Origin of the sequence: Clostridium sp. HGF2, from assembly GCF_964240115.1 — a bacterium.
In the GTDB taxonomy this organism is placed as follows: domain Bacteria; phylum Bacillota_I; class Bacilli_A; order Erysipelotrichales; family Erysipelotrichaceae; genus Clostridium_AQ; species Clostridium_AQ innocuum.
This window is the reverse complement of the sequence record NZ_CAXSSO010000003.1, coordinates 236,534-248,966: the sequence shown is the minus strand read 5'-3', so window position 1 is coordinate 248,966 and position 12,433 is coordinate 236,534. Positions and strand designations below refer to the sequence as shown.

12 protein-coding genes are annotated in these 12,433 nt (G+C 45.0%); 6 read left to right on the top strand and 6 right to left on the bottom strand.

Annotated elements, in window-relative coordinates:
* Positions 1-102 precede the first annotated feature (102 nt).
* Complete coding sequence (ytvI, locus tag ACESPQ_RS07685) at positions 103-1,179, top strand: sporulation integral membrane protein YtvI (RefSeq protein WP_009270872.1); 1,077 nt, start codon at positions 103-105, stop codon at positions 1,177-1,179.
* A 673-nt stretch (positions 1,180-1,852) separates the two neighbouring features.
* Here the strand turns inward: ytvI and ACESPQ_RS07680 are convergent.
* On the bottom strand, positions 1,853-2,476 hold the full coding sequence (locus tag ACESPQ_RS07680; RefSeq protein ID WP_008728528.1) for a flavin reductase: 624 nt from the start codon (positions 2,474-2,476) through the stop codon (positions 1,853-1,855).
* 259 nt (positions 2,477-2,735) lie between these two features.
* On the opposite strand from ACESPQ_RS07680, the gene ACESPQ_RS07675 reads away from it, so the two are divergent.
* From ACESPQ_RS07675 to ACESPQ_RS07655, 5 genes are all read left to right on the top strand, one after another.
* Positions 2,736-3,227, top strand: coding sequence for an RNA polymerase sigma factor (locus ACESPQ_RS07675; protein ID WP_002609553.1), 492 nt, complete (start codon positions 2,736-2,738; stop codon positions 3,225-3,227).
* Positions 3,224-4,096: a DUF3298 and DUF4163 domain-containing protein gene (locus tag ACESPQ_RS07670; RefSeq protein ID WP_002609552.1), complete on the top strand. Its 873-nt coding sequence runs from the start codon at positions 3,224-3,226 to the stop codon at positions 4,094-4,096. Before ACESPQ_RS07675 ends, ACESPQ_RS07670 begins: the two co-directional genes overlap by 4 nt.
* Positions 4,096-5,466 (top strand): polysaccharide deacetylase family protein, encoded by a 1,371-nt coding sequence (locus ACESPQ_RS07665; protein ID WP_257334667.1) that lies wholly within the window; start codon positions 4,096-4,098, stop codon positions 5,464-5,466. Before ACESPQ_RS07670 ends, ACESPQ_RS07665 begins: the two co-directional genes overlap by 1 nt.
* A gap of 332 nt (positions 5,467-5,798) precedes the next feature.
* Positions 5,799-7,166 (top strand): polysaccharide deacetylase family protein, encoded by a 1,368-nt coding sequence (locus tag ACESPQ_RS07660; RefSeq protein WP_109770850.1) that lies wholly within the window; start codon positions 5,799-5,801, stop codon positions 7,164-7,166.
* A gap of 74 nt (positions 7,167-7,240) precedes the next feature.
* The gene (locus tag ACESPQ_RS07655; protein ID WP_002609547.1) at positions 7,241-7,741 is read left to right on the top strand and encodes a nitroreductase family protein; all 501 of its coding nucleotides are present in this window, start codon (positions 7,241-7,243) and stop codon (positions 7,739-7,741) included.
* Positions 7,742-7,873: 132 nt separating this feature from the next.
* On the opposite strand, the gene ACESPQ_RS07650 is transcribed toward ACESPQ_RS07655, so the two are convergent.
* The 5 genes from ACESPQ_RS07650 to ACESPQ_RS07630 all read right to left on the bottom strand — a co-directional run bounded on the left by ACESPQ_RS07650 (position 7,874) and on the right by ACESPQ_RS07630 (position 12,427).
* Positions 7,874-8,287 (bottom strand): VOC family protein, encoded by a 414-nt coding sequence (locus ACESPQ_RS07650; RefSeq protein ID WP_373144203.1) that lies wholly within the window; start codon positions 8,285-8,287, stop codon positions 7,874-7,876.
* A gap of 65 nt (positions 8,288-8,352) precedes the next feature.
* Complete coding sequence (locus ACESPQ_RS07645) at positions 8,353-9,270, bottom strand: isoaspartyl peptidase/L-asparaginase (RefSeq protein ID WP_373144202.1); 918 nt, start codon at positions 9,268-9,270, stop codon at positions 8,353-8,355.
* A 383-nt stretch (positions 9,271-9,653) separates the two neighbouring features.
* Positions 9,654-10,604, bottom strand: coding sequence for an L-lactate dehydrogenase (locus ACESPQ_RS07640; RefSeq protein ID WP_002609542.1), 951 nt, complete (start codon positions 10,602-10,604; stop codon positions 9,654-9,656).
* Between the two features lie 104 nt (positions 10,605-10,708).
* Positions 10,709-11,659, bottom strand: a complete 951-nt coding sequence (locus tag ACESPQ_RS07635) for an L-lactate dehydrogenase (RefSeq protein WP_373144201.1) — start codon at positions 11,657-11,659, stop codon at positions 10,709-10,711.
* A gap of 417 nt (positions 11,660-12,076) precedes the next feature.
* Positions 12,077-12,427, bottom strand: coding sequence for a class Ib ribonucleoside-diphosphate reductase assembly flavoprotein NrdI (locus ACESPQ_RS07630; RefSeq protein ID WP_002609538.1), 351 nt, complete (start codon positions 12,425-12,427; stop codon positions 12,077-12,079).
* Positions 12,428-12,433: the final 6 nt, after the last annotated feature.

Sequence of the window (12,433 nt, the reverse complement as noted above, 5' to 3'; positions counted from 1 at the left end):
TGTTCTTTCATACATCAGTTGTTCAGCATTGCAATCCGTCTATAAAGCATCTGACACAAACATTTCCGCGGATTACGAAGCAACCGCAAAGGAGGAAGTATTATGAATACGGAAAAACAAAGAGCCTTTATCATCCATTTTGTTTACAGCTGCCTCATACTGGCACTGCTGTATCTGTTTCTACGCTATGTGATGTATGCGATCATGCCCTTTCTGATTGGTTTTCTGATTGCCTTCATGCTGCGTCCGCTCATCAAAAGGCTGACAGCGCTGAGCGGCGGTCATGAAAAGCTTTGGTCATCAATTGTGATTCTGGTCTTTTATGCGACCATCGGTGCCTTTGTGACACTGCTATTTATGAAGGGCTTTGCATTCCTGAAGGATTTTGTGGAAGACATACCAAGACTGTATCAGCAAAATCTGGAGCCGTTTCTCAACGATACGCTGGGAAATGTGGAAAGTGTATGGAAGGAGGTGGATATCACAGGTGCGCAGGCCATCCAGTCCTTTCTGGACGGACTGCAGTCTTCTTTATACAGTATCATATCCTCCCTGTCCAAGCATCTGGTATCCCTGTTCACCGGCTTTGCGTCCTCCCTTCCCAATCTGCTTATCGCCTTCTTCTTCGCCATCATATCCTCCTTTTTCTTTAATGCCGATTATCCGCGCATCATAGCCTTTTTTATCCGGCAGCTTCCGGAGAAGGGAGCACAGATCGTCTTTACCTCCCGGCACTATTTCACCGATACGATTGCACGCTTCGCCGTCGCCTATGGCAAAATCATGCTGCTGACCTTTTTCGAGCTGACCGTCGGACTGCATATACTGGGGATTGAAAACGCACTCGTCATTGCCTTTCTGATTGCTATTTTTGATGTACTGCCTGTGCTTGGAACCGGTGGCATCATGCTTCCCTGGATTCTAATCAGTTTTTTGAACAATCAGGTGAAAACAGGTGTGGGTCTGCTCATTCTGTATCTTGTCATCACCGTGATACGCAATATCATTGAACCGAAAATCGTTGGAAAACAGATCGGTCTGCATCCTCTGCTGATGCTTATGTGCATGTACCTGGGGGCAAGGCTGTTCGGCTTTCTTGGTATCTTCATACTTCCGATTCTCATATTGATTGTACAGAATTTAAACGATACCGGCATCATCCATATTTATAATTCGTAACTGTACTACGTATATTCATGTATTCGTAAAAGGGTCATCCCTGGAACATCCTGCGATGTTCTTTTTTATCGCTTTTTCGGCTGTCTCTAATGAAATCATAAATACCAGCAGGTGTGTAAATGCGGGAACCGGATGCTACCTTCCGCACTGTAGCATGCTTCCACTTTATTGTATTTTTATCGGATACAAGTAGGATACATGCATTTGCTACCTTATATACGGAAGAAAAAAACAAGGAGGGTCGTGATATTTACATGAAAAAGAGCAAGCACGTATGCAGACGTTTCCTCTGGAAATTATCTGGTAAATAAAATAGGATAGCGCTACACAAAAGGATTGCTCTCAAGCTGCTTGTGATTAACGCTTCTCTGTATGCAGACTTTCGTAGGTAAGCAATTGCGGTATACTGCCATATGCCCCCTGTCTGCTTCTGCAGGCAGAAAAAAGAGCCTGCTCAGCTATTGCCACTGACCAGACTCACCTGCACGTATATGATTTTAAATGTCATCAGAAGAAAGACTACTCTTTCCTCTGCTGCATGTATGGCGAACAGTCTCTACATATGCATAAGGCTTATAAGTATGCAACTGCCTCTTCCAATCAGCTGCATGGCATTCCCCGCCTACAGTGACTGTGCATGCTCCTATTCAACAACTGCCGGATTTGTCTTTGTTTACAGCTTTTCAAACAATGCCGCAGGTGCACCGCATAACGGACATACATAGTCCTGTGGAAGCGGATCTCCTTCATAGATGTAACCGCAGATTGTACATCTCCAGCCGCTTTTTTCACTCTTTTCCTGATAGCTCGGTGCATTCTTCGGGGTAGCTCCGTTTTTCACCTGATGATAGTAAGCATAGGTCATAACCTCTTCCTCACTGAGCACTTCTGCCTCTTCCACTTCCCCAACAAACATGACATGCGTACCCAAATCAAGTGTTTTTACAACCTTGAGACTGTAGCGTGCCGCCATGTGCTCACTGGGATAGGGAACCCCGTGTGTATCTCTTCGGTAAGTGCACTGCGCGAATTTGTCATTGTCCCTGCTGGAACAAAAGCCGAAATTTTTAATGATATCCATACCGCAGTTCTGCGTCAGCACGACTGCACTGAAGCGTCCTGATTTTTCAATCAGCTGCTCCGTATAATTGTCCTTGTTCAGGGTTACCGCAAGCTGTGCAGGAGATGAGGTTACCTGATGCAGGGTATTTGCAACGCAGCCTGCATCCTTTCCCTCTGAAGTAGTTGAAATGATGTATAAGCCGTAGCTCAATTTAAAAAATGCTGTTTGATCCATATTGCTTCCTCCTTTAATATTAAGAATTATTCTTATTTTATACATACAGTATGCGCCTTTTTCAGACATTTGTAAAGAGAATTGCCCAGTCTTCATTTAAGCTTTTTTAAGAAGTTCTCCGTATGCGCAAACAGGGTTTCATGTCATAATACATATGAGCAGGATTCGACTGATTTATACAAATTTCTATAAATTTTTCAAACTTTCTTCCTGTAATATGCGTCTAATAACTGAAACAGCAAGATAGGAGACACGGTACATGAAACAGCGACTGCATCCGGACGATCTGGAATTCTATTTAAAATCGAATGAAAAACGCCTGTATCGTCTGGCATATTCTTATATGCATAGCGATGCAGATGCCAAGGATATGCTGCAGAATGCAATCCTAAAGGCATTTACCGGTCTGACCAGATTGAAAAACATGGAGTATATGGATACCTGGTTCTACAGAATTCTCATCAATACCTGTCTGGATCAAATCCGTAAGCAGCGTCGGGAATCTGTATATCCGCTGGAGGAAGACATCATGCTGCAGGAGCATACCGACATGCTGCTCAGTGAGGAGCTTCATCAGCTGCTGTTTGCATTGGATCCGAAAACCAGAACCATTCTCATCCTCCGCTTTTTCGAAGACCGCAAGCTGGATGAAATTTCGGATATCCTGTCAATGCCTTTAAGTACCGTAAAGACACGGCTTTATAAAGGATTGAAGGACATGCGTATACAGATGGAGGAACAGGATGTATGAAAAAGGTAGATAAGCTACGACAGGAATATGAGGAAATACAGACACCGCAGGATTTGGACAGCTTTATGGATACCTGCATCGATCAGGCACAGAAAAAGCAGAGCCGCTTTACCTTTTACAGGCTATGGAAGCCTGCGCTCAGTGCTGCCCTTATAGGCTATCTGATTGTGCTGAACACCGTACCGGCGTTTGCCCAAAGCGTATTCGCGATTCCTCTGCTGGGCGATGTCTCCCGTATTCTGTGCGTGCGAGAATATCAGAAAACCAGTGATGTGGATTCCTTAAGCGTCAAGGTTCCGGAGGTGAAAAACACGGGAAATCCAGAGATGGAGGAGCGTGTGAATAAACAGATTGAGGAGCGCATCAATAAAACCACCGAGCAGCTGTATAAGGACAGTGCACAGGTTCGGGAAATGATGAAAAAGGAAAAGGTGGAATCGCTGACCGCAAAAACAGAGGTCACAATCGATTATAAAATCACCTGTAATCAAAAGAACCTGTTATCCTTCCAGATTATGACAAACTATCAGCTGAATACCTCCATGCAGGAATATCAGACCTTCAATCTGGATTTATCCAGTGGAAGAGACATCACACTGCAGAATTTGTTTGGCAAGGATTATGAGGATATTATTAACACCAGTGTCCGCAGACAAATCAAAGAGCGTACTGAGCAAAATGAAAATGCAAGCTATTTTGACGGAGCGATGGGATTTCAGGGAATCCGTAAAAATCAGCCATACTATATTGACAGCAAGGGAAACGTTGTCATCATCTTTGAAAAATATTCCATTGCCCCTGGGTATATGGGAACACAGGAATTTAAAATACCTTGCAGTGAGCTTCACAAGTATACAGGAGGAAAGTAATGATGAAACAGGAATACAAACGGAACAGACATGTCAACCCAAAGCGGCTTATACTGCTGATACTGATACCGGTTCTGCTGCTGGCAGGCGGCTTCGGGATTTATAAAATCATGGCTGAGGATGCGTATGCGGCCTACAACACCTATGACGAAAGCAATAAGAAGGAAGGTACGATGGAGCATTTCACCGAGGAGAAGGAGGATACCTATTATCTTTCCTTCTATTATCCGAAGTTTGAAGATAAACAGCTCAATGAAATCGTACAAACCTATCGCAGTACAAGTATACAGACAAAGCGCAAGCATGAAGGCATGCAGTATATCGCGATTGATTATGCCAGTGAAAAGCTGTTTGATCAGTATGTGAATCTAACCTTTATACAGAAGATTTATGATGCTGATGAAAAACAGGTGGATGAAGTCAGAAATCACTATACCTATGATACCAAACAGAGAAAGCTGATCACCGTGCAGGATGCCCTGCGTCGGGATTATGTGCAGGTGGTAAAAAAGCTGGCAGAGACAGCAGGCATAAAAACCCCCAGCATCCCTTCCCTGCAGGTGCAGGTTGAAAAAGACGGGCTTATGCTCTATACCGGCAAGGAAACAAAAGGGATGGCCCTTCCCTATAAGGAATATAAGAAATACATCCGCCTTGCGAACCGAAACATTCCTTCACTATATCAAAAAGACGCGATCATTCCGACAGAGCAGAAGGTGGATCCCAACAAGAAAATGATTGCCTTCACCTTTGACGACGGTCCGCATTGGCAAAATACACAAATCATCATGAAGGAATTTGAGAAATACAACGGACGTGCCACCTTCTTTATGCTGGGACAGAATGTGAAGGACGACACGACCGGTGTGGATCACACGGATATCGTTCGCGACATGTATAAACGCGGCTTTGAGGTGGGAAATCATTCCTGGGACCACTCCATGCGGATCGCTGCAAGCAAAAGTGATGCGATGAGCAAAGCTGAAGTAAGTGATGAAATTTATAACACACAGGACGCCATATTTGCGGCATGCGGTGCGGATGCGACGATGTTTCGTCCACCCTATGGTGCATTGAATAACAATGTACGCGCCGTATCCACTCTGGATTTCGCACTCTGGGATTTGGATACTCTAGATTGGAGCAATAAAAACGCAGATATCATCACCCAGAATATCATGCAGAATGTGCATGACGGCTCTGTTATCCTACTGCATGATATCCACGATTTTTCCAGAGATGCCATCCTGCAGGTGCTGCCGAAGCTGGAGGCAAAGGGCTATCAGTTCGTTTCCCTTTCCACTCTTCGCAAATATAAAAACGAAGAGCTGGTAAATGAAAATATCGTCATCCCTGCCTCCATGAAGTAACATCATATCAATTCGCTATAACAGCAGTCTATTCGATTCAGTTGTATTGCCATACCGCTGCAGGTATGGCTTTTTTGTACAGCCTGTAATGCAATCCTATGTATGCAAGACCGTTTGTAATGCCTATGCAATTGGAATCCATATGACGACAATACGCAACCTTCCATATGAAATACACAGTGGTATTCATTGCTACAGGATCCATTTCGCCAACAGACCTCATTATTTCCCATATCTTACAGAGCTATGAAATTTATGATTTTTCAACCACCACAAGGTAATTTATGTAAAAGGATGCTATAATATTACCGGATAGCTGTTTTGGAGGGATTATGAATACGAGAAGAAAAAAAATAAGGAAGGATCGACTGGCAATTTTACTGGTACTCTGTGCCGTGGTGATAACCACAATCGGCTTCGGAATATGGAAAATCAGCGGCATGCTGTTTCATGATCCGTACGAAACATACAAAGCCTATGAAACAAAAGGAAAAGATTACGGAGATATACAGCAGGTCAGTAAAGAATATGAGAACGAGGCGTTTGTATCCTTTACCTACCCTGCATATGAAGAAAAGGAATTAAACAGCCTTGTCAAGGCATACGAGAAAAAGACTGTGCCAGCGGCCGGTAAGACAAAGAAGCAGATTACAAGCATTGATTATGACAGCTCACTGCTTTTTGACCGCTATGTGAATCTGGCATTCCACAGACACACATACAATGTTGATGGTGTGCAAACGCATACAGAGACCACGTGGATGCTGTATGATAAAAAGCAGAAGAAGCAGCTGGTGCTGGAGGATGTATTGCGCCGTGAGTATCTTGCTTTGGTGAAAAGGCTGGCCGGAGAACAGGGCTGGAAAAAGGATATAAAGCGTGATACTAGTGCCCTTTCCATGACAAAGACAAGCCTGCGTATCCATCTGGATGAAAAGCATACCGTTTCCATTCCATATAAGGAATATAGGAAATACATAAGACTGAAGGATTCCCATATACCGTCATTGTACCAGAAGGATACAGCGGTTGCCAGGGCACAGCCAAAGGTTGACCCTAAAAAGAAGATGATCGCCTTTACCTTTGATGACGGGCCAAGTGCCTATACCTCGGAGGTCATGGATATATTTGAACAATACGACGGACGCGCCACTTTCTTTATGCTTGGACAAAACGTGGAGGCAAACCGTGATACAGTAAAGGAAATGTATAACCGCGGCTTTGAGCTGGGGAATCATTCCTGGGATCATTCCATGGATCTTGCGGCTTCCAAAAAAGGATACATGTCTGTTCCACAGGTCACGGAAAACATTTATAAGGTTCAGGATGCAATCTATGCCATCTGCGGTGCAGAGCCGCAATATTTCCGTCCGCCATATGGTGCGGTAAACAACAATATGCTGAAGGGCAATCATCTTGGCTATGCGTTCTGGGATATCGATACAAGAGACTGGTCCAGCAAGAATGCCGCCAGCATCACTGCTGCAGCATTAAACGGGGCAAAGAACGGCAACATCGTTATTTTGTTTCATGATATATATGAGCCAAGCGTGGAAAGTCTGAAAACCATCCTGCCGGAATTAAAGAAGCAGGGCTATCAGTTTGTCACCTATTCCACTTTAATGAAATATGAGAAGGACTACCTGTTGAAGCTGGATGCCGGCTACGGCGTACCGGAAGCATACGCAAACGGTCATTAGATCTGCGCATTATTCGCAGGTCTTTTTTCTTCATTTGTGCTATACTGAAGAAAAAGGAAAAGGAGGAAAAGCATATGCTTACTGAAATATGGACAAGGCAGAGTATACGCCGCTATGAAGATCGGACAGTAGAAAAGGAAAAGCTGGAGGAGCTACTTCGCGCCGCCATGCATGCGCCTACGGCAAGGAATACACAAAGCTGGCGATTCATGGTGATTCGCAATCGGAAAGCTCTGGATGAGATGACAACCCTGCAGCCTTATACAGGAATGATGAAAACAGCGCCCTGCGCCATTCTTGTGATGGGTGATCAAAAAGCTACCGATTTGGATGAATATCTGTACTGTGACTGCAGTGCCGCGATCCAAAACATCCTGATAGAAGCACGGCATCAGGGACTGTCAACCTGCTGGTGTGCCGTGGGACCGCGAAAGGAGCGCATAGATAACTTTCGCAATTATTATAAACTGAAGGAGGATTTACTCCCGGTTGCGGTTATTGCTGTGGGCTACGGTTGTGAAGATAAAGAAATTGCGGATCGCTTTGACCCAGACAAGATTTCATACTTCGACTGATGGATGAAGGATACGTTTCTCGTAAATGAAAATACGCAAAGGTGTTATAGGAAACCTTTGCGTTTTCAATTTTAAAAATCACGATGCTGCAACAGTCCTGAAAATGTCTTTTCATTACCAGATCCATTTGCTTCAGCTACCATGCCTGCTGTTTTCAGTATCACTGCTGATGTAAGGGAAGTATTTCCGCCTGTCATAGCATGTAATCTCCAGTTCAATACCTTCACTGTCCTTCAGAAAAAATGCATCATAGTCCTCACAGTATTCCGGATAAAATCTTGGCGCATGAACAATCTGCATCTTCATCTGCATGACCTGCTCGTATAAGCGATCCACTGTTTGCGTATCGTCTACCATAAATGCCACATGATGCAAAGCTCCAGGCTTCCTGCGGCTAAGCTTTTCCTTTTCAAAACAGCTCCGCGGACTGACAATACCGATGGAAAACGCCGCATGATGGTATTCTATTATTTCATATGTATTTGCTTCCTTACGATCATATTCCTTATAACAGATCAAAGCCAAGCAGTGGCAGAAATTGATCATAAAAGCGTTCTGCACGTTTTAAATCACGAACGGTGACATGCAGATGATCAAGTAAAGGAGTCATATCAATCACCGCTATATTGCTTCAACCACACTTCATCGGCAGGAAAACAGCGATGAACTCCGTTTTCATATGCCGCGACCATGAGGGTTACCTCACCATCCTGTGCCACAACATAAGGAAATTCCTTTAAATTTGTCACAGCAGCACAGTTCCCCTTTGTATCCATGGCAATCATGGATATGGCATCACAGTCGTTTCCAGCCTGCTTCATACGTGCCATATGGGTATCCAGCACCTGAATCAAAGCATCCTGTACGGCTAACCCTGCACGCATCAGATCAACAACCCGAACAGACAGACAGCCACGCATAATATCTTCTCCTAGACCGGTTGCCGCTGCACTGCCGGCCATTGCGTCACTGTAAAAGCCGGAGCCGATGACCGGGCTGTCCCCCACTCTGCCGGCATGCTTTAAAAACAACCCGGAGGTAGACACACCCGCAGCCATTTCATCATCCTTTGCGGCCAGCACGCAAACCGTGTCATGACCGTCATATGCCTTTAAATCCGCATCCTTCTTAGCCTGTTTCCAACGCTGCTTCGAAGCCTCGGTAAGATTATTTGCAAAAGCGAAGCCTTCCTCCTGTGCATAGCCTTCCGCTCCCTTTCCGGCAAGCAGACAATTGCAATGCTTCCCGCACAGGGATGCTGCGACCTCGATTGCGGATGCCACATTCTCCATCTCAATCACACCGCCAAAATTTAATGTTTTTCCATCCATATAGGCTGCATCCAGCTGCACATTCCCGTCGATATTGGGAAGACCGCCCTTTCCGACCGACACAAATTCCTCGCGCTGTTCCACATCCTGTATCGCTGTTAGTATGGCTTCCTTTACACTCTGCTCCCGCAAAACCGCTGCTCCCCTGCGGATACCGTCAAATGCCATCTTCCAGGTTCCTATCATCGTCTGCTTCATTGTTCATTCCTCCGTTTTCATCTGATGTATGCTCACTCTGTTTTTCCATGTTTATTATACAGGAAAAACGCGCAGGGATGAAGCATAATTCACATGCTCGCATACCGTAAGCTCTTAGATCCTTCCATAAATTATTTTGAACCTCATACTGCTGTACCTTCCAAATGACCGGTATAAAAAAAGAAAGCCGGCAAATTTCCGGGTTCTTTCTTACGTTAGGGTATTTGCAAAAGGGAGACTTTAGCTTCTATTGATAACTACAATAGTATGGATGTCTCCCTATATTAAGTTTACCCACAATTGAGAAAGAACCAATCCCTGTAAGCAGGGATGCCTGACTTTCCATTTTCTGCACACTGGACTGGCAATGCGCTGTTTGTTTTCTATAGCAGCGGATCAACTGCATCCGTGTTGATATCACGAATTGTTTCACAGCTCTGGTTAAACTTCGCCTGATCCACTTCATTCAGATCCAGCTTTACGATTTCACGGATTCCCTGACGGTTGACAACTGCCGGTACACCGATATACAGCCCCTCTTGACCATATTCGTTATTCTGATACGCAGACACTGTCAGAATAACATTCTCATCATCCAGAATGGCATGCACCAGCCGGTTCAGCGACAGTCCGATTCCATAATAGGTGGAACGCTTGCGCTTCACGATTTCATACCCTGCCTGCTGTACATTTGTGTAGATGTCATGCAAATCGGATAAATCTCTGCCCTTTTCATCCAGCAGGTCCAGCAGATTCTTGCAGCCGACATAGGCATTGGTCCATGGCACAAAGCTGGAATCTCCATGCTCGCCCATGATATACGCGTGAATATTGCTGGTGGAAACATCCAGATATTCGCTCATCATATAGCGTAGGCGGGCTGTGTCCAGAATCGTTCCGGAGCCGATGACACGCTCCGTCGGCAGTCCGCTCACCTTTTGCGCAACATAGGTCATGGCATCCACCGGATTGCTGGCAATAACCAGGATACCGTCAAAGCCGCTCGCCATAATCTGCTCGGTTACGCTTTTCATAATCACCGTGTCTCTCGCTGTAAGATCCAGACGTGTTTCCGTCGGCTTCTGTGTAACACCGGCTGTTATCACAACGACTGCCGCATCCCGACATTCCTCATAGCCACCTGCCTTGATACTCATCTTACCTCTTGCGTAGGGCAACCCATGCTGCAAATCCATCGCCTCTCCGATCGCCTTTTCCTGATCCACATCGATCAGCACCAGCTCGTCGATTCCTCCGGTATTCAAAAAGCTGTACGCCATGCTCATACCGACAAAGCCACAGCCAACCAGTACGATTTTTCTTTTCTCATTCATAAAGAAACTACCTCCAGATATTCCAATCATTCTTTACTTTACCATAAAAAAGAAGATAAGAAAACAGCAATCATTTCCTTATCTCCTGTAGAAAACTGTCTGAATCAAAGCAGCGGATCAATGATGTCCCGGTTGATTTCTTTCAAGGTCCTGCAGCTGCTGTCAAATTTAGCCTGATCAACCTCATTCAGCTTCAGGCGGATCACCTCACGGACACCCTCTCTGTTCACAACTGCAGGTACGCCGATATACAGGCCCTTTTGTTGATATTCCCCTTCCTGATAAGCGGAAACGGTCAGAATGGCATTTTCATCGTCCAGAACAGCATGCACCAGACGGTTTAAGGAAAGCCCGATACCATAGAAAGTCGCTTTCTTGCGATTGATAATTTCATATGCCGCCTGCTGCACATTGGTATAGATATCATGCAGGTCGGACAGCGGCTTTCCTTTTTCATCCAGCAGCTCCAGCAGTGATTTGCTTCCGACATAGGCATGTGTCCACGGAACAAAGCTGGAATCGCCATGCTCTCCCATAATATAGGCATGCATGTTGGAGCTGGATACATCCAGATACTCACTCATCATATAACGAAGGCGTGCCGTATCCAGAATCGTTCCGGAGCCGATGACACGCTCTTTTGGCAGACCGCTGACCTTCTGTGCGAGGTATGTCATGCCATCCACCGGATTGCTGGCAATGATCAGTATACCATCAAAGCCGCTTGCCATGATGCTTTCCACAACGCTCTTCATAATTTTTGCGTTCTTCGCTGTCAGGTCCAGACGTGTTTCCTCCGGCTTCTGGGCAGCTCCTGCTGTAATCACCACAATACTCGCATCTATGCAATCCGCATAATCTCCTGCATAGATTTCCATTTTACCTCTGGCATACGGCAAGCCGTGCTGCAGATCCATCGCCTCTCCGACTGCCTTTTCCTTTGCGACATCAAGCAGCACCAATTCGTCAATTCCTCCGGTGCTCAGAAAACTATATGCCATGCTCATACCGACAAAGCCGGTACCAACCAGTACGATTTTTCTTTTTTCACTCATTGTGAAGCCTCCTTTGCATGGGTTTTCACTATATGTTACCCATATCTAACCAAAATATACCACGCACTTGAAAAAAGTGAAAGAAAGATGACCGAAAAGCTGTACGACAGTAACCATGACGAACAAAAACCGGTATATGAAAAGACCGTATGGAATTTCCAATGGGATTGCAGAGAATTTCAATTAAAGGAGAAAACCATACGATAGTAGCTTATCATCAGAATCTGAATCCTTCCTTTTGCATACACCCTAAGGTAAGAAAAGAACCTTTCCTCAGGCATCATCAGTAGACAATTCACATTTGAACCATACATTTGTTCGTATCGCCTTCCTTTGATTACAAAAAAAGATCAGAAGCTGCATATAGACTGCAGGCATCCAATCCTTCTTGTGACCGCATAGATTATGCGGACATACTTAGCGAATCATCTGTTTTATTTTCTCAACATCCTCTTCACTGCCCTCACCATCGACCTTGTGCAGACAGGGAACATTGTATTTTTTTGAGATGATATCCCCCGCCCAGCCAAAGGTTGCGGCATGGCGCTCTCTGCTTCCTCCGGCTACAACACCCTTTAAGCCGTCAGGGTTGTTTTCCAGGAAGCTCTCCACGATGTTTGGAACGACACCATTCCCATCCGTATAAGTAAATAGAATGTAATTACCCTTCACCGTTTCTGTACCGTTTTCTATTTTCATTGCGTCAATCGCAAGCTTTTCAATCAATTTCTCTGTTTTACCCATTCTGGATGCATATACATACGTCATACTGTG